This is a genomic window from Streptomyces sp. NPDC045470 (genome assembly GCF_040646595.1).
Classification (GTDB): Bacteria; Actinomycetota; Actinomycetes; order Streptomycetales; family Streptomycetaceae; genus Streptomyces.
Genome location: NZ_JBEZAN010000004.1, coordinates 78281 through 95310 on the forward strand (window position 1 = coordinate 78281; position 17030 = coordinate 95310).

The 17030-nt window shown below is 70.8% G+C and carries 16 protein-coding genes and 1 pseudogene; 11 read left to right on the top strand and 6 right to left on the bottom strand.

The window, feature by feature from the left end; all coding sequences use genetic code 11:
- Nucleotides 1-15 precede the first annotated feature (15 nt).
- Together AB0A97_RS14635 and AB0A97_RS14640 are read right to left on the bottom strand one after the other, a co-directional pair.
- Entirely contained in the window at nucleotides 16-1140 is a 1125-nt protein-coding gene (locus AB0A97_RS14635; RefSeq protein WP_361149002.1) for an AraC family transcriptional regulator, read from the bottom strand.
- 245 nt (nucleotides 1141-1385) lie between these two features.
- The gene (locus AB0A97_RS14640) at nucleotides 1386-1589 is read right to left on the bottom strand and encodes a cold-shock protein (protein WP_003984261.1); all 204 of its coding nucleotides are present in this window, start codon (nucleotides 1587-1589) and stop codon (nucleotides 1386-1388) included.
- 249 nt (nucleotides 1590-1838) lie between these two features.
- On the opposite strand from AB0A97_RS14640, the gene AB0A97_RS14645 reads away from it, so the two are divergent.
- Entirely contained in the window at nucleotides 1839-2738 is a 900-nt protein-coding gene (locus AB0A97_RS14645; RefSeq protein ID WP_361149005.1) for a menaquinone biosynthesis protein, read from the top strand.
- 316 nt (nucleotides 2739-3054) lie between these two features.
- Here the strand turns inward: AB0A97_RS14645 and AB0A97_RS14650 are convergent, their stop codons facing one another.
- Nucleotides 3055-4221: an alpha/beta hydrolase-fold protein gene (locus tag AB0A97_RS14650; protein WP_361149007.1), complete on the bottom strand. Its 1167-nt coding sequence runs from the start codon at nucleotides 4219-4221 to the stop codon at nucleotides 3055-3057.
- A gap of 160 nt (nucleotides 4222-4381) precedes the next feature.
- Here AB0A97_RS14650 and AB0A97_RS14655 point away from each other — a divergent pair, with 160 nt between their 5' ends.
- From AB0A97_RS14655 to AB0A97_RS14680, 6 genes and pseudogenes are all read left to right on the top strand, one after another.
- Complete coding sequence (locus tag AB0A97_RS14655) at nucleotides 4382-6205, top strand: serine/threonine-protein kinase (protein ID WP_361149010.1); 1824 nt, start codon at nucleotides 4382-4384, stop codon at nucleotides 6203-6205.
- A 187-nt stretch (nucleotides 6206-6392) separates the two neighbouring features.
- Entirely contained in the window at nucleotides 6393-7592 is a 1200-nt protein-coding gene (mqnC, locus tag AB0A97_RS14660) for a cyclic dehypoxanthinyl futalosine synthase (protein WP_125055591.1), read from the top strand.
- Nucleotides 7593-7617: 25 nt separating this feature from the next.
- Entirely contained in the window at nucleotides 7618-8163 is a 546-nt protein-coding gene (locus tag AB0A97_RS14665) for a hypothetical protein (RefSeq protein ID WP_361149013.1), read from the top strand.
- Between the two features lie 112 nt (nucleotides 8164-8275).
- Entirely contained in the window at nucleotides 8276-8431 is a 156-nt protein-coding gene (locus AB0A97_RS14670; protein WP_361149015.1) for a hypothetical protein, read from the top strand.
- Nucleotides 8432-8446: 15 nt separating this feature from the next.
- Nucleotides 8447-8881 (top strand): annotated as a pseudogene (locus AB0A97_RS14675) (Uma2 family endonuclease); the annotation flags it as partial.
- A gap of 231 nt (nucleotides 8882-9112) precedes the next feature.
- The gene (locus tag AB0A97_RS14680) at nucleotides 9113-9811 is read left to right on the top strand and encodes a demethylmenaquinone methyltransferase (RefSeq protein ID WP_361149018.1); all 699 of its coding nucleotides are present in this window, start codon (nucleotides 9113-9115) and stop codon (nucleotides 9809-9811) included.
- 52 nt (nucleotides 9812-9863) lie between these two features.
- Here AB0A97_RS14680 and AB0A97_RS14685 read toward each other — a convergent pair whose 3' ends face one another.
- Nucleotides 9864-10427: a GNAT family N-acetyltransferase gene (locus tag AB0A97_RS14685; RefSeq protein ID WP_361149021.1), complete on the bottom strand. Its 564-nt coding sequence runs from the start codon at nucleotides 10425-10427 to the stop codon at nucleotides 9864-9866.
- Between the two features lie 137 nt (nucleotides 10428-10564).
- Here AB0A97_RS14685 and AB0A97_RS14690 point away from each other — a divergent pair, with 137 nt between their 5' ends.
- From AB0A97_RS14690 to AB0A97_RS14705, 4 genes are all read left to right on the top strand, one after another.
- Nucleotides 10565-11848 (top strand): geranylgeranyl reductase family protein, encoded by a 1284-nt coding sequence (locus tag AB0A97_RS14690; RefSeq protein ID WP_361149024.1) that lies wholly within the window; start codon nucleotides 10565-10567, stop codon nucleotides 11846-11848.
- Between the two features lie 255 nt (nucleotides 11849-12103).
- The gene (locus tag AB0A97_RS14695) at nucleotides 12104-12421 is read left to right on the top strand and encodes a hypothetical protein (RefSeq protein ID WP_361149026.1); all 318 of its coding nucleotides are present in this window, start codon (nucleotides 12104-12106) and stop codon (nucleotides 12419-12421) included.
- A gap of 71 nt (nucleotides 12422-12492) precedes the next feature.
- Nucleotides 12493-12639, top strand: coding sequence for a hypothetical protein (locus AB0A97_RS14700; RefSeq protein ID WP_361149029.1), 147 nt, complete (start codon nucleotides 12493-12495; stop codon nucleotides 12637-12639).
- Between the two features lie 138 nt (nucleotides 12640-12777).
- Nucleotides 12778-13968, top strand: coding sequence for a DUF418 domain-containing protein (locus AB0A97_RS14705; RefSeq protein ID WP_361150136.1), 1191 nt, complete (start codon nucleotides 12778-12780; stop codon nucleotides 13966-13968).
- Here AB0A97_RS14705 and AB0A97_RS14710 read toward each other — a convergent pair.
- Both AB0A97_RS14710 and AB0A97_RS14715 read right to left on the bottom strand, forming a co-directional pair.
- Complete coding sequence (locus AB0A97_RS14710; RefSeq protein ID WP_361149032.1) at nucleotides 13889-15115, bottom strand: hypothetical protein; 1227 nt, start codon at nucleotides 15113-15115, stop codon at nucleotides 13889-13891. The genes AB0A97_RS14705 and AB0A97_RS14710 overlap by 80 nt on opposite strands.
- Before the next feature lie 391 nt (nucleotides 15116-15506).
- Nucleotides 15507-16829, bottom strand: a complete 1323-nt coding sequence (locus AB0A97_RS14715; RefSeq protein ID WP_361149034.1) for a hypothetical protein — start codon at nucleotides 16827-16829, stop codon at nucleotides 15507-15509.
- Nucleotides 16830-17030 lie beyond the last annotated feature (201 nt).

The window sequence follows — 17030 nt, forward strand, 5'->3', positions numbered from 1 at the left end:
TGCTGACCGGAACGCTCAGCTTTGCTGACCGGTCGGAGCGCCCGCCGGCCCGCCCGCCGCCCGCGGTCGCAGCCGGTACGCGCCCGGGGTGGTCCCCGTCCACCGCCGGAACGCCCGGTGGAACGCGGTGTCCTCGGAGAAGCCGAGCCGCGCCGCCAGCTCGGCGATCGGCTCCCGGCCCGCCGCCAGCGAGCTGATCGCCGCGTCCCGGCGCACCGCGTCCTTCAGGCGCCGGTACGAGGTGCCCTCCTCCTGGAGCCGGCGGCGCAGCGTCGCCGGGCTCACCGCCAGCCGCGCCGCGACCTCGGCCGCCTCCGGCAGCCGGGCCGGGCCCGCGGCGCGCAGGGCGAGGACGAGCGTGCGCCGTACCCGCTCGGTGACGGTCGTGCCGTACTCCCGGCGGCTCAGCAGGTCGGCGGGCGCCCGCCGCAGCATCGCCGTCAGTGCCGCCTCGTCCCGGACGACCGGCGCCGCCAGCCAGCGGGCGTCGAAGACCGCCGCGGTGCGTGGGGCACCGAAGCGCACCGCACAGCCGAAGAGCAGCTCGTACTCGTGCGCGTGTGCGGGGGCGGGGTGGGCGAAGCGGGCGTGGCGCAGCGGGATGCGGCGGCCGACGAGCCAGCTGGAGAGCCGGTGCCAGATGATCATCACGGACTCGGCGAGGAAGGTGGCCTCGGGGTACGGACGCAGATCGGTACGGATCGAGAACTCGGCGGAGAGCGCGGCGGAGGCGGCACCGGGGCCGGGGTCGGGGCCGGACGCGGGGCCGGAACGGGCCCCCGCCCCGCCCTCCGCCGTCACGGCCATCTCCGGCCCGCCCGGGAACAGTCCGTAGAACCGTACGGCCCGCTCCAGCGCCGTACCGAGATCGGGGCAGCCCAGACAGGCGAGGCCCATCATGGCGAACGTGCCCCGGCGGCTGGGCAGCGGCCCGAGCCCCAGGAACTCGTCGCCCGTCGCCCGCTGCACCTCCTTGACCAGCCGGGCGAACCGGTCGGCACCGATCCGGGCCCGCTCGTCCCCGATCAGCAGCGGAGAGATCCGCGCCGCCTGCAACAGCGGCACGGTGTCCACACCCGCCCGCCGCGCACCGCTGAGCACGGCCCGCACGTGGTGCACCGCGATGGTCGGACCCGTCATGACTCTGCACGGTAGCCGCGGGGGCCGAAGAGGTCAGGGGGTGCGGCAGCGATGCATTCCGCGGGCCGGTGGTGCGGGAAAGGGCAGCGCCCGCCGGTGCGGGAAAGGGCGGCGGCCGCACATGCGGGAAAGGACAGTGGCCGGCGGTACGGGAAAAGGCAGGAGCCCCGTCCCCTTCCCCGAAAGGAAGGAGCGGGGCTCCTTGGGTACTGCTAAGTCGACCGCGATCGGTCGGACCGGGCAACTCAGACCGGCGTGACGTTCTCCGCCTGCGGACCCTTCGGGCCCTGCGTGACGTCGAAGTTCACCTGCTGGTTCTCTTCCAGGGAACGGAAGCCAGAGGCGTTGATCGCAGAGTAGTGAACGAAGACATCCGGGCCGCCGCCGTCCTGGGCGATGAAGCCGAAGCCCTTTTCAGCGTTGAACCACTTCACGGTTCCGGTAGCCATAAGCCCTCCTTGGGCCAAAGGGTTGCCCTGCTCCAGAACCTGCGAGAAGTCTGAAAACTACAAAAGCCTGCGGCGTCACATGCTCCGCAGGCTCTGTACTGCAAGGGAAACCAAACTGCAACTTGCGCTGAGCGTAGCACGGGGCGCTTGGAGGGCGGAAGAGCCAAAGATCACGTTTACCCGTGCGGTGCAGTGGCCACAGGCGGCCCCGCCGCACCGTCCGGCAGCCTCCGGGGCTAGCCTCCGCATGTGGACAATTCAACCGTTGGAGACGCATCCGCAGGAGCCGCAGCCGACCACCGTCGGAGCCGGCCGCGGGTGGGCCACATCCAGTTCCTGAACTGTATGCCCCTGTACTGGGGCCTCGCGCGTACGGGCACGCTGCTCGACCTGGAGCTCACGAAGGACACCCCGGAAAAGCTCAGCGAACAGCTGGTGCGCGGCGATCTCGACATCGCACCGGTCACCCTCGTGGAGTTCCTGCGGGCCTCCGACGACCTGGTCGCCTTTCCCGACCTGGCGGTCGGCTGTGACGGCCCGGTCATGTCGTGCGTGATCGTGTCGCAGAAGCCCCTGGAGGAGCTGGACGGGGCACGGGTCGCACTCGGCTCGACCTCCCGTACATCCGTACGACTGGCCCAACTGCTGCTGGCCGAGAAGATCGGCGTCACTCCTGACTACTACACCTGCCCGCCCGACCTCGGCGTGATGATGCAGGAGGCGGAGGCCGCCGTGCTGATCGGGGACGCGGCGCTGCGCGCGAACCTGCACGACGCGCCGCGGCTCGGCCTCCAGGTGCACGACCTGGGACAGATGTGGAAGGACTGGACGGGGCTGCCGTTCGTCTTCGCCGTCTGGGCGACCCGCCGGGACTACCTGGAGCGTGAACCCCTCGTCGTGCGCAAGGTGCACGAGGCGTTCCTGGCCTCCCGCGACCTGTCGCTCGAAGAGGTCGGCAAGGTGGCCGAGCAGGCCGCACGCTGGGAGACCTTCGACGAGAAGGTGCTGGAACGCTACTTCACGACACTGGACTTCCGGTTCGGCCCGGACCAGTTGCGCGGCGTGACGGAATTCGCCCGCAGGACGGGAGAATCGACCGGCTATCCGGCGGACGTGCGGGTCGACCTGCTGGAGAACCCGTCGGCCTGACCCCGATTCCGGCGGCGAATTCCGCGCGCGTACGGAACCCATACGGAACCCGTACGAACACCTATGGATCGTGTACGGCACCTGAACAGAAACCGTACGGAACACGAGCGGAAGACCCGCGCGAGTGGTACGTGAGCTGGGTGGGAAGTGCGCGAAAGGTATGCGAAAAGTGCACGAAAGGCACGGGCAGCGCGTACGGAGAAGTGCGGAAGTCGTACGGGGGGCGTACGGAAGCCGCACGGAAGTCCGCACGGAGGACCGCGCGGCAGTCAGCCGGGAAAAGTGCGAAAGGCGTACGACATGCCCGGCCGACGCGTCAGGGTGCGGGCGTCGGGCCCGACATCACCTTGCTGATCCATTCCATGGTTCCGTCATTCATGCCGCGGACGTACCCCCTGGCGTTGTGACCGCCGTCTTGGATCACTTGCAGGCGGGTTTTGATCGGTCCCTTGCCGTATTTCTTCATGAAGGATTCCAGCTTGGCCCGGCCACTCTCCTTGGTGCCGATCTGGAAGGCGATGTGCACGTCCGGGGCCCCGGGCCGGGCGATCAGCTTCCTGGCCAGCTGCTCCGGGTCGTTGGCGCGCTGCTCCTTCTCGTGGCCGCGCCACAGCGGCGAGTCCGGCCGGGTGTCGGGACCGCTCGCGATCACGGCCTTGAACCGGTCGGGGTGCTGGAGCACCTGCTTGAGGCCCACGAAGGCGCCCGAGGAGGAGCCCATGAAGGCCCAGCCGTCCCGGGACGCGAAGGTACGGAAGTTGGCCTTCACCAGGTCGGGGACGTCGTCGGACATCCAGGTGCCCATCTTCGGCTGCCCCGGGATGTCACTGCCGTCGTAGTAGTTCTTGTCGTCCGCGTTCAGGACCGGCATGACGACGATGAACGGCTTGCTCTTGCCCGACTTCGACCACTCGCTGATGCTGCTCTGCAACTTCAGGTCGGTCCCCATCCAGTAGTTGACCGGATAGCCGGGACCGCCGGGCAGCGCGATGAGCACCGGGAACGCGCTCTTCGCGTACTTCTGCTCGTAGTACTCCTTGGGCGCCCACACCCAGACCCGGCCCGTGAACCCGGACTTCTTGCCGTGCAGCGTGGTCACGCCGATCTTGGTGCCGTCGTCCAGCGTGTTCGCCGTCGTGAACTGCGCCTGCGGCCCGGTGGGCATCCGCACCCCCGGCGCGGACCCGTCGGACGGCCCGCCCGCGCCGCCGGAGCCGCCGCCGTCCGTGCGGGGCTGGTCGAAGGACATCGGCTCGCCGTTGTCGGAGAAGACGTCGAAGGCGTTCAGTACGGGCACGGCGGCCAGGCCCAGCACGGCCACGACCGCTCCCGCCAGCCAGAGCCGCTTGCGCCGGCCCGTCCGGCGGCGCGGCGCGCGGTGCTCCCGGGCGGGGCCGTACGCGGGCCCGCCGTCGGACCCGTACCCGTACGCGGGCCGGCCCCCGGGGCCGTTCGGGGGCTGCTCCCCGGACTGGTGCTGCACGAAGGTCTCCGGATGGGTGCGCTGCCCCGCAGGACAAGTCGGACGGTTGCTGGCGTTCCATCTCTTTGATGGCGAATGCCGCTGTGCGGGTTCACCGGACCGGGCATGACCTGGGTCATAGGCTGTGCCGTGATCCGGGCCGGCAGGGGGAGGCGAAGCCATGGAGCCGCTGGGGGCGGACGATCCGCGCGTCATCGGTACGTACCGGCTGCTGGGCCGGCTCGGCGCGGGCGGCATGGGCCGCGTCTATCTCGGGCGCAGCGCCGGCGGCCGTACCGTCGCGGTGAAGTCCGTACACGCGCAGTTCGCGGCCGACGACCAGTTCCGGGCCCGCTTCCGGCGCGAGGTGGAGTCCGCGCGCCGGGTCGGCGGCGCCTGGACCGCGCCCGTACTGGACGCCGACCCCGACGCCCCCGTCCCCTGGGTGGCCACCGGGTACGTGGCGGGCCCCTCGCTCACCCGCGCCGTCGAGGACTTCGGCCCGCTGGACGGCACCGCCGTACGGACGCTGGGCGCCGGACTCGCCCGGGCGCTGGCCGCCGTGCACACCCACGGGCTGGTCCACCGGGACGTCAAACCGTCCAACGTCCTGCTCACCCTCGACGGCCCGCTGCTGATCGACTTCGGCATCGCCCGCGCCACGGACGGCAGCGCCGCACTCACCGCCACCGGCGTCTCCGTCGGCTCCCCCGGCTACATGGCGCCCGAGCAGATCCTCGGCCAGGACGTCACCGGCGCCTGCGACGTCTTCTCGCTCGGCGCGGTACTGGTCTACGCGGCCACCGGCGCCGGCCCCTTCACCGGGGACAGCTCGGCCGCCCTCCTCTACAAGGTCGTCCACGGCGACCCCGAACTCGGCACCGCCCTCACGGGCGACCTCCGCGAGATCACCACGTCCTGTCTGGCGAAGCGCCCCGAGGACCGGCCCGCCCCGGAGGAGATCGCGCGGGGGCTGGGCGGGGCGGGCGCGGACGGTGAACCGGTGCGCGCCGGTTGGCTGCCGGCGCCGCTGGTCGAACGCGTGAGCAGGCAGGCGGTGGAACTGCTGAACCTGGACGCGCGGGCGGGGGAGGGTGTGGGGGGCTTCGGGGGCGCCGGCGCGTCTGCGGTGCCTGCTGTGCCCGCTGCTCCTGCTCCTGCGTACGGAGAGCCCGCGGCTGATGGGTACGGGGCGCCCGGCACCCCTCCATCCGGGGCGCCGTCCGGCCTCGTTCCGTTCGACGCTCCGACCGATCCCGGCGCTTCCGCCCCCGCTGCCTCCGGACAGCAACCGACCTGCATCCCTCCCCAGCCTCACCCCCACCCCGCGTACCCCTCCCAGCCCTCGCATCCCTCCTGGCCGACCGCCGGTGCCGTCCCCACCCGGCCACCGAACCCGCCGGAAGCCCCCGCCCCGCCCAAGGAACGCCGCCTCACCCTGAGGGGCGTCCTCGCCGGTGGTACCACCGGGCGCCGCCGGATGAGCTGCACACTGGTCCTGTCCGTGGCCGGTGCGCTCGCCGTCGCGACGACGGCCGCGTTCGTCTTCCGTCTGCTGCCCGGCCAGGGCGAGGGTGACGGCAGGGACGCAGCCGCGAAGCCGCCCGGCAGCGGTCAGACCCCGTCGCCGGGCGGCTCCCGGCCCGGGGAGCCGGCCGTCCCGAAGTCCTTCCTCGGTACCTGGACCGGTACGGTCGTCACCCGCCACGACGTCCCCAACGGCACCATCACCAGCACCATCGCCCCCGGCAGCAAGGGTGATTACGTCGTCCACACCTCGTACGACTTCCTGATCGCCCGGTGCGCGGCCAAGGCGAAACTGGTGTCCGCCACCGCCACCACGCTGACCCTCAGGGAGCGCACGGACGGCAAGCCCGGACCCGGCTGTACGGGCGCCGAGGCAGCCGTCACGTACACCCTCGGCAAGGACGGCACGCTCTCCTTCGCCTCCGACGACGAGGCGGGCGGGCGGCCCCGCGCCACCATGAAGAAGACCGGCGGCTGACCGCCCAGAGGCCGCTTCCCTGCCCGCTGGAAAGCCGTTTTCCCGGCCGCCGTCCAGCCGTCGCTTCGCCCGCCCTCCAGCCGCCGCCCCACCCTCCACCCGGCGCCCGACCCGGCCGCCGCCAGGCATGTCGTACCGCTGGCGTACGCTGGTTCGGTCGTTATGCCCGCCTCCGAAGGGACGCCCGGTGACCGAGAACGCCGACCTTCAGTCCGTACTCGACCGCGCCGCGGGGGGCGGGCGGATCACGCCCGAGGAAGCGCTGGACCTGTACCGTTCCGCGCCGCTGCACGCGCTGGGCGCGGCGGCCGACGCCGTACGCCGCCGCCGTTACGCCGGTACGGAGCACATCGCGACGTACATCATCGAGCGCAACATCAACTACACCAACGTGTGCGTGACGGCCTGCAAGTTCTGCGCCTTCTACGCCGCGCCCAAGGACACCGCCAAGGGCTGGTCCCGCGACCTCGACGACATCCTGCGCCGCTGCGCCGAGACCGTCGAGCTGGGCGGCACCCAGATCATGTTCCAGGGCGGCCACCACCCCGACTACGGCGTCGAGTACTACGAAGAGCACTTCTCCGCCATCAAGAAGGCGTTCCCGCAACTGGTGATCCACTCCCTCGGCGCCTCCGAGGTCGAGCACATGGCCCGGATCTCCAAGACCTCCGTCGAGGACGCCATCCGCCGCATCCACGCCGCGGGCCTGGACTCCTTCGCCGGCGCCGGCGCGGAGCTGCTGCCCGAGCGACCGCGCAAGGCCATCGCCCCGCTGAAGGAGTCCGGCGAGCGCTGGCTGGAGATCATGGAGACCGCCCACAACCTGGGCGTCGAATCGACCTCCACCATGCTCATGGGCACCGGCGAGACCAACGCCGAGCGCATCGAGCACCTGCGCATGATCCGCGACGTGCAGGACCGTACGGGCGGCTTCCGCGCCTTCATCCCGTACACCTACCAGCCCGAGAACAACCACCTCAAGGGCCGCACCCAGGCGACGATCTTCGAGTACCTGCGCATGATCGCCATCGCCCGGATCTTCCTCGACAACGTCGCCCACATCCAGGGCTCCTGGCTGACCACCGGCAAGGAGATCGGCCAGCTCTCCCTGCACTACGGCGCCGACGACCTCGGCTCGATCATGCTGGAGGAGAACGTGGTCTCCTCCGCCGGCGCCAAGCACCGCTCCAACCGCCAGGAGATCATCGACCTGATCCGCAAGGCGGGCCGTGTCCCGGCGCAGCGCGCGACCACGTACGAGCACCTGGTCGTGCACGACGACCCGGCGAACGACCCGGTCGACGACCGCGTCACCTCGCACATCTCCTCCACGGCCATCGAGGGCGGCACGGCGCACCCCGAGCTGAAGCTCGTCGAGGCCAACTGAAACGCCTGAGACATCTGGGGCTCACGTGCTGACGATCCACCGCGTGCACGGTGTCCGCCGCGCCCCCGACGGCGTCGCGGCCCCCGGGCACGCGGTCGTCGTCTCCGGCGACCGCGTCGAGGCCGTCGGCCCGTACGAGGAGCTGTACGAGCGCTACGGCGAGCGGGCCCGCGTACGCGAGTGGAACGGCGTCCTGACCCCAGGACGCCACGAGCCCGACGGCGCCGCGCTGCTCGAATCCGCCTACCACCCCGATCCGCGCGAAGCCGACGCCCTGGGCACGGTCCCGCTCACGGGCGACGCGCTCACCGCGCTCGGCATGACCGACACCCGCTGGGGCGCGAGCGCCCGCAGGGGCGTGCAGCGGCTGCTCGCCACCGGTACGACATCGGTCTCCGGCCCCTTCACCCGCCCCGCCGTCCGCACCGCGGTCACCCGCTCCGGCCTCCGCGACCGCCCGGCCCCGCAGCCTCTCGCCCCCGGCGCCCCGGCCGACTTCGCGGTACTCGCGGAAGACGGACGCTGCCTGGTCACGGTGGTGGGCGGACGCCTGGTGTACCGGGGCCGCTGAGCGTCACCACCGTCAACGCCGAGAAGCCCGTCCGTCACTCCGTGTGACGGTACTGTCGTATGCAGGACCGTGATCCGCACCCGCGTCCACACTTGTGTCCATGGGAGCAGTGATGAGCACTGACCGGCGGCTGGAGAAGGCGACTCCGGAGACCTGGATGAACCCGCCCGGGGGACAGTGGACGTTCGACCAGGTCAAGGATCTGGAGCTGCCCTTCGACTGGGAACTCATGGACGGAATGATCGTGGTTCGGGGGATGGCGGAATAGTGGCACGACCAAGTCCGGGATGAGCTGTTCTTCCGTATCAAGCAGGTGAAACCCGACCTGTACGGCGTCAATGCCGAACGGTGTCTGGTGCTCGACACTTACAGCTCCGTCAAGCCCGACATCGTCGTCTTCGACAAGAGCGGGATCGACGTCGCCTCGTCGGCGGCCACGCCGGCTGCCATCGTGAAGCTCGCGGTGGAAGTGGTGTCGCCCGGCTCCCAGGTCCGGGACCGGAGCAGCAAGCCGTTCTTGTACGCCGAGGCGGGCATCCCGTACTTCTGGCGTGTGGAACATGGTGAGGGCGACCGGCCGGTAGTGCACGAGTTCTGGCTGCGTCGCGACGTGGGCGAGTACGTTCCCGCCCCCGAGCACCCTCGTCACACCGAGAAGCTGGAGACGGACCGGCCCTTCCCCATCGGCATCGACCTGGCGAGTCTGCTGGAGCTGTGAGGCCGGGCGTCAACGATCCGTGAAGGCCGGCGTGTCCTGCGTCAGGACCCCGTCAACGCAACCGGAACCTCCGCCTCCACCCGGCAAGATCTTTCCCGCGGGGACGGCCCATTCGGCCGCTCACGATGCTCAGCGCATGACGCAGCACCGCTGGACCGCCCGGATGTTCTGAGGGGGGCATCGGGCCGTCCCCGTCCAAAGCCTTCCGGAGCCGTAGGGAACAATGGCCGGGTGACCCGAGCCTCTCTGGACAAGCAGCCGCAGGACGTCGCCGCGATGTTCGACGACGTGGCGGCGCGCTACGACCTCACCAACGACGTGCTGTCCCTCGGGCAGGCGCGGCTGTGGCGCAAGGAGGTGGAGCGGGCCGTCGCGGCGCGCCCCGCCGAGCGCGTGCTCGACCTCGCCGCCGGTACGGGCACCTCCTCGCTGCCCTTCACCCGCACCGGCGCCTACGTCGTCCCGTGCGACTTCTCCGTCGGCATGCTGGGCGAGGGCAAGAAGCGCCGCCCGTGGATGCCGTTCGTGGCCGGTGACGGGATGCAACTGCCCTTCGCCGACGGCGTGTTCGACGCCGTGACCATCTCCTTCGGGCTGCGCAACGTCCAGGACACGGACGCCGCCCTGCGGGAGCTGTACCGGGTCACCAAGCCCGGCGGCCGGGTCGTCATCTGCGAGTTCAGCGAGCCGACGTGGGGCCCGTTCCGTACGGTCTACACCGAGTACCTGATGCGGGCCCTGCCGCCCGTCGCGCGTGCGGTGAGCAGCAACCCGGACGCGTACGTGTACCTCGCCGAGTCCATCCGCTCCTGGCCCAACCAGCCGGCCCTGGCGGCGCGCCTCCAGGGGGTGGGCTGGTCGAAGGTGGCCTGGCGCAACCTGACGGGCGGCATCGTCGCCCTGCACCGGGGGACGAAGCCGGACGCGTGACGGCGGAGGGGGCCCCGGCCCGGCCGGCGGCCCCCTCACCCGTACGTCTTCCTCACAGCTCCAGCCGGAAGCAGTACCCCTCCCGTCCGGACGGCGTACGGAACGTTTCCGCGTGCCGCATCCCGAGCCGTCGCGTCACCGCCACCGACCGCTCGTTCCCGGCCGCCACCATCGCGACCACGCTCCGCACCCCCGCGGCCCGCACCACCTCCAGCGCGGCCCGGGCCGCCTGCGTCGCGTACCCCTTGCCCCAGTACGCCCGCCCCAGCCGCCACCCGATCTCGATCTCGCCCACCGGCCCCCAGTCGTTCGGCCACGGCTGCGCGCCCGTGAAGCCCAGGACGGCGTCGGTCTCCTCCTCCGCCGTACCGATCATCGAGTACATGCAGAATCCGTGTTCCGCGTGATGGCGGCGCTGCCGTGCGGTCAGCTCCTGGTACTCGGACAGTTCGGCCGGGGCGCGGCCGTGGAACTCCATCACGTCGGGGTGCGCGAACACCCGGTGCCAGTGCAGCGCGTCCTCCTCGGACGGCACCCGGAGCGTGAAACCCGCCGCGGAAGGCGGTTGCGGCAGTGGCCGTGCGGCCGGAGACGGTTGTGGCTGTGGCTCGTGCATGGACCGGCCAACCCTTCAGATCCTGATCACCTGGGCCCCCATAGACTGACGTGGCCCAGTGCCGGTCGGCACCCAGATATCGACTTCCGGGAGATCCCGCCGTGACCGAGTCCGCGACTGAGTCCGTGAGCGCGTCCGTGACCACCCCCCGCTCCGAGCACCGCGCGGACGTCATCGTCGTCGGGGCCGGTCCCGCCGGCTCGGCGACCGCGTACCACCTCGCCAAGTCCGGCCTGGACGTCCTCCTCCTGGAGAAGACCGCCTTCCCGCGCGAGAAGGTCTGCGGCGACGGCCTCACGCCCCGCGCCACCAAGCAGCTGATCTCCATGGGGATCGACATCTCCGAAGAGGCGGGCTGGCTGCGCAACAAGGGCCTGCGCATCATCGGCGGCGGCAACCGCCTCCAGCTCGACTGGCCGGACCTCGCCTCGTACCCGGACTACGGCCTGGTCCGCAAGCGTGACGACTTCGACGAGCAGCTGGCGCGCCAGGCGCAGAAGGCCGGCGCGCGCCTGTACGAGCGCTGCAACGTCGGTGCGCCGATCATCAACGAGCTGACCGGCCGCATCGAGGGCGTCGAGGCCAAGCTCGGCGAGGAGAAGACGCCGGTCACCTTCCACGCCCCCATCGTGGTGGCCGCGGACGGCAACTCCACCCGACTCTCCCTGGCGATGGGCCTGCACCGCCGCGAGGACCGCCCGATGGGCGTCGCGGTCCGTACGTACTTCACCTCGCCCCGCCACGACGACGACTACCTCGAATCGTGGCTGGAGCTGTGGGACCGCCGCGGCGCCGAGGACCGCCTGCTGCCCGGTTACGGCTGGATCTTCGGCATGGGCGACGGTACGAGCAACGTCGGCCTCGGCGTCCTCAACACGTCGTCCTCCTTCAAGGAGCTGGACTGGCGCGAGATCCTCAAGGCGTGGTGCGCCTCCATGCCCGCCGACTGGGGCTACACGCCGGAGAACATGACCGGCCCGATCCGCGGCGCCGCCCTCCCCATGGCCTTCAACCGTCAGCCGCACTACACCAAGGGCCTGCTGCTCGTCGGTGACGCGGGCGGCCTGGTCAACCCGTTCAACGGCGAGGGCATCGCGTACGCCATGGAGTCCGGCTCGATCGCCGCCGAGGTCATCGTCCAGGCCCACGCCCGTTCCACGTACGCCCAGCGCGAGCTGGCCCTCCAGCGCTACCCGAAGATCCTCAAGGACACCTACGGCGGCTACTACTCCCTCGGCCGCGCCTTCGTGAAGCTCATCGGCAACCCGAAGGTCATGAAGATCGCCACCCAGCGCGGCCTCACCCACCCCGTGCTGATGCGCTTCACCCTCAAGATGCTCGCCAACCTCACCGACCCCACGGGTGGCGACGCGATGGACCGCATCATCAACGGGCTGAGCAAGGTGGCGCCGCGAGCCTGATCGTCCGATGCCGGGCCGCGGGGCACAGAGCCGAGCGGCCCGGCGTACGGCGTATCAGACGTCGGCGATCGCTCGTTGAGAGGGCGGAAGCGCGTACTCGCCCTCACCGGGGGCGGGTGGGCACAACGTGGATGTTCCAGGGAGCGCGGTGCCCGGGTAACGCGCGGTGAGGGAAATGCGGTGTGTCCGAGCCCGCAAGTTGTGGGCTGAGGGGACTGTGCACGCCGCGAGACCCGACCGGAGCCCCCCGACGCGTTGCGGCTGTCACTGGCCCGCCTTGCGCCGCACCGGCTGCCCGAGATGGAGCAGCAGAAGAACGAGGCATTCGAACTCGCAGCCAGGACGGGGAGCCTTGGCCCGATCCGCGGGTGGCTGACCGTGTGGGCCGGCGAGATCGAGATCGAGCGTCGCCCCGATCTGCTGTCCCGACGCCGTGCCGCCGAACACGCCCTCCAGACACTCGACCACGACGATCCGGCGTGGAGCGCCGCGCGGGACGAGAGCTGGTGGCCGTCCTGCGTGAGGACCGCGAGGCGGCAGGGTGAGCTGGAGCTGGGAGTACAGCCCGAGTGAGGGGTACGTCGCTGCGGGCGCCCCTCCGGCCCTGCTGGTTCAGATCTGGGAGAAGGCTGCCGAGCTGCTGCGTGCCGCTGAAGCTCTTCACGCGCGGCACGGCGTACGAAGGGCTGTCGCCACAGGGCGGTGTCGCCTTCGTCGAAGGCGGCATGTTCGACTACCAGGTGCTGCCCAGGCACGAGCGGGTCCACATCTTTCAGGTGACCGCTCGGTAGAACCGCCGCTGCATCGAACGGTGTAGTCGTTTCTCGTCGTCGCGGACGAAGAATCGCGATCTCCCCGACCCGACCATGGTGGGAAAGCGGGCATCGGGGGAGGGAGGCGGCGTGACGGAGACGCAGGTACGGGGGGTTGTGCCGGGGGCGGCTGGTCCGGGCGGGGTGGGGCGGGCCGGGCGGTTGCCGTTGCTGGACGTGCTGCGCGGGGTGGCGATCCTGGGGACGTTGATGACCAACGTCTGGATCTTCGCGGCGCCGGGCGCGGAGTGGGGTGTGCTGAACGGGAACGTCACCTCGGCGTCGTTCGGCGCATCGTGGGCCGGGGCCGTGGAGGGCGTCTTCCGGTTTCTCGCGGACGGCAAGTTCCTCTCGATGCTGACGGTTCTCTTCGGCGTCGGTCTGGCCATCCAGTTCGGGTCCGCCGCGAAGCACGGCCGCCCGTGGCCCGGCCGGTACAAGTGGCGGGCCCTGTTCCTCTTCGCCGAGGGCACCGTGCACTTCGTGCTCGTCTTCGCGTGGGACGTACTGATGGGGTACGCGGTCGTCGCCCTCCTGGTGGCCTGGCAGTTGACACGCACGGCGCGCACGCAGCGGGTGCTGATGTGGGTGGCGGGCGGGGTGCACGGTGTGGTGCTCGGGCTGATGACGCTGGCTGCCGTGGCCGGGCCCGGAGCCGGCTCGGGCACCGAGAGCGCGCCGAGCCGTGGCGTCAATCCGCGCGTGGTCGACCTGTACGCCGACGGAAGCCACCTCGATCAGATCGCCTTCCGGCTGCAGAACGCGATCGCCCTGCGCATGGAACCCGTCATCTCCTTCGCCCTGCTCGTCTTCCTCTTCCATCTCGGTGTACGGCTGTACCGGGCGGGCGCCTTCCGTCCGGACGCGCACGGGCAGCGCATCCGGCGCCGTATGTGCGGTTGGGGCCTGGGCATCGGCATTCCGCTCAACGTGGCCGCGGTGGCGGCCGGCCCCGGCCTGGCCATGGTGGCCCGGTACGGGGCCGCGCCCGTCGTCGCCGTCGGCTACCTGGGCCTCGTCGGCCTGATCGTCGACCGCGTACGCCGGCCGGGCCCGCTGACCGCCGGGCTCACCGCGGTCGGCCGTACGGCGCTGTCCTGCTACGTCCTCCAGAACGTGCTGTGCCTCCTGGCCTGTTACGGCCTCGGCCTCGGCCTGGCCGCGCGGTGGGCGGACCAGGGGCCTTGGTGGGTGCTGGGCCTGTGGGCGGTGGTGTGCGCGGTACTGGTCAGCGGGGCAAGGCTCTGGTTGCGGCGCTTCGAGCACGGGCCGCTGGAATCCGTCCAGAAGCGGCTGCTCCGGTCCTGAGGCGGGTGGGCGCCTGGACGTTGCGCAGTGCGGACGGCCGGGGCGCCGCCGCGGTCCACGCCTCGGCCGTACGGCAGCGGGGGCAGCGGACCAAAGACGTTGAGGGGGCCGGGGCCGGGGGATCGGGCGGGGAAGCGAAGGGGAGGCCGCACAACTGGCACTCCTGGACGGCGTCGCGCACGCGCCGCGGCTCCTCGGCGGGCCGGACGGGCAGGGGCGGCGGCAGCCACTCGGTCAGCCGGTGCTCCAGGAACGCGACCGGGCGGAAGATGGCGCCGCCGGGGAGGTCCGAGGTGAGCGTACGGAGGACGTGCGCCGCCGGTACGCCACGGTCAAACCAGGCCGAGACGGCCGGGACCAGACGGTTCACGTCCCGCACGGAGAGCGTCAGGCGCGCGTCGGCGAGCCGCAGACCGCAGAGCAGGTCGGCGGCCGGGGAGGGGACGAGGGCGGAGGGTACGGCAGGCGCTCGGGGTGGCGGGGCCCCCTGGGGTGGCTGGGCCCCCTGGGGTGGCGGAGCTACCTGAGGCGGCGGCGCTATCCGGGGAGACGGGGCCAGTTGTGGTGGCGGGGCCACCTCGATTGCGGCAGGTGTCTCGGGCGCCTTGGGAGCCTTGGGAGCCTTGGGTGTCTCGGGCGTCTCAGGGGCCTCGGGTGTTCCCGGCGCAGCGGGCGTGTCCGCCTGTGGGGGCTCGTGGGTGTCCACAGGCTGTGGGGGAGGCGGGGGCGCGGGCGGAGGCGGCGGGGCCTGCCGCTGCGGCGACGACGTCGGCGCGGCCGACCGTAAACGGTCTGCCGGGTTCTCGTAGTACGTGGTTCGGGTGACGATGCGCTGGCCGCCGACGCGCACCCGCTCCCGTACCAGGTAGCCCTCGGCCTCCAGCTCCTTGAGCGCCTCGCCGATCTTGTACTCCGTCTCCGGGTACTGCTTGGCGAGCTCCCGGATGCTGACGTTGGCGCCGTCGGGCAGGGCCTGGACGCGTACGGCGTAGCCGAGGGCGATGGCGGAGATCCTCGGGTTGAGGGCCAGGTGGTTGCCGACGACCGTGAAGCTGACCGTGTGGTGGTGCCGTACGTGGATCACTCCGGAGAACGGCCGAATCGCAGCGACGGAACGGACGAGCGCGTTAGACTCAAGACGAGTCATGGGGAAGCAGCTTCTTCCTCTTGGCGATCATGGGGAAGCGGCTTCTTCCTCTTGATCGGGCCCTCGGCACATGGGATGGCAAGTCCCGCCGGGGGCCGTTCTTTTTGGGTTGTGGCGCGAACGTACATCCTCCGGACCCCCGCAAGCGAACGCTTCACCTGATCAGGTGACAAGCGGAAATGAGGGGACAGGGAGGGGAGGTTGGTTCAGTTCTTACCGGGTTCTTTTCAGGACCTCGGGGCGCACCGCGTCCTCGCTCACCGGGTCGTGGAAACCCGCGACCCGGTGAGCACGCCGCCAGCACGGCCGACTTCCCGCCCGCGCTCCAGGGCCTGTGGGCGGGCACCCGGACCGCGAGCGGGAAAGGACGGGAGGGGGAGTTGACCGGCGCCTATCGTGTGGGGGGTTCGTACGCCGTGAAGGTGTTGCGGGCCATGACCGGTACGGACCGTACGTAGTGCCGCCCGTTCACGACCTTGCGTACCGCGGAGCGGCGGCGGGGGCCGTTGAGGAGCTGGGAGCCCGCGGGACAGGGGACCGAGGTGTAGATCCGGTTCATCTGGCCCTGGATCTGTGCCCGGCGCTGGGAACTCGTATTGGAGCGGTGGGCCTCTTCGTACAGGACCCGGCTCTGGCGTTGGGCCGCCCGGCTCTTCGGGGTGTGGAATTGGAGTTCGTACGGGTGGCCTGAATTGTTGGCGCGCCAGGCGGTGTTGATGCCCTTGTAGCCACGGGGGCGGGCCCAGGTGTTGGACCAGCGGAGATTCGCGTTCTTCCACCCGGCCAGCAGCTTGGTGGTGTCCTGGACACCCTTGACGTAGGACCTGTCCGGCCACTGGAGGATGTAGCGGACGGAGTCGTTGATTCTGCCGAGGGCCTCGTCCGCGGTCATGGTGGGATTGCCCTGCATGGTGCGGGCGACCGCGCGCTTGATCGATTCCGGTTTTCTCAGCCGGTCCTCGAAGCCGACCACGGTGGCCTTGGTCCGGCGGGCGATGCTGCGCACCTGGGGGCTGATGGTGCGTTCGGCCTTTTTGGCACGGGCCAGGAAGACATTGACCTTGCGCAGGTCGGCGGCGTCGATGTAGAGCCCTTCGTAACTCCAGCCGTGGTCCTTCTTCAACTGCTTCCGCTGGGCCGGGGGCTTCTTGGCGGGCGGCCGCTTGGCCGGTGGCCGCTTCCTCGGGGGCCGCTGGGTGGTCGGCTTCTGCGGGGAGGGCTTCCGCGACGCCTGCTTCTCGGCGGCCGGTTTCTTCGCGGCCGGCTTCCGGGGGACGGTCTGGCAGGTGGCGGCGGGCTTGGGCTTCGGCGGGCGGCAGGCCACCGTCGGCGCCTGAGGGGTCTGCTTCCGCGCGGCCTGCTTCTCCGCTGCCTGCTTCCGTGCGGCCTGCTTCTCCGCCGCCTGCTTCCGTGCGGCTTGCTTCTCCGCTGCTTGCTTCCGTGCCGCCTGCTTCCGTGCGGCCTGTTTCTTCGCGGCGGCCTGCTTGTCACTGGTCTGCTTCTTGGCAGTGGGCTTTCTGGGGGCCTGCTTTTTGGCCGCCTGCTTCTTCGCGGACGGCGCGGGACAGGTATTGGCGGGCTTCTGCTGTGGCTCGGCCGGCGGGCAGACGGGTTCGGCGGCGGCGACCGGGCCCAGGCTGAGAGTGGAGGCAAGTGCGGTGGCCGTCACCGTCCAGGCGACGGCCCGAAAAGTATGGGCACGGTGGATTTTCATGTAAGTAAGTGCTTCCTCTCGTCAGCCGCTGTCCGGTGCCACGAAAATGAGGGTGCGGGCATTACGGGGCGGAAGGGATGAGTACGGCGAGAGGTACAACTGGGACAGAGCCGTTACGGTAGTTGTGCCGAACGGGCGTCTATTTATCGAATGGGCGATGGCGTTTGGCCGATGATCGGCCATCAGGTGGGGCGTGCGGGT

What these genes read in the sequence shown, in the direction of transcription:
- AB0A97_RS14635 (WP_361149002.1), bottom strand. Translation starts at nt 1,140, where the DNA reads ATGACGGGTCCGACCATCGCGGTGCACCACGTGCGGGCCGTGCTCAGC.
- AB0A97_RS14640 (WP_003984261.1), bottom strand. Translation starts at nt 1,589, where the DNA reads ATGGCTACCGGAACCGTGAAGTGGTTCAACGCTGAAAAGGGCTTCGGC.
- AB0A97_RS14655 (WP_361149010.1), top strand. Translation starts at nt 4,382, where the DNA reads ATGGAGCCGCTGGGGGCGGACGATCCGCGCGTCATCGGTACGTACCGG.
- AB0A97_RS14670 (WP_361149015.1), top strand. Translation starts at nt 8,276, where the DNA reads ATGAGCACTGACCGGCGGCTGGAGAAGGCGACTCCGGAGACCTGGATG.
- AB0A97_RS14685 (WP_361149021.1), bottom strand. Translation starts at nt 10,427, where the DNA reads ATGCACGAGCCACAGCCACAACCGTCTCCGGCCGCACGGCCACTGCCG.
- AB0A97_RS14710 (WP_361149032.1), bottom strand. Translation starts at nt 15,115, where the DNA reads ATGACTCGTCTTGAGTCTAACGCGCTCGTCCGTTCCGTCGCTGCGATT.
- AB0A97_RS14715 (WP_361149034.1), bottom strand. Translation starts at nt 16,829, where the DNA reads ATGAAAATCCACCGTGCCCATACTTTTCGGGCCGTCGCCTGGACGGTG.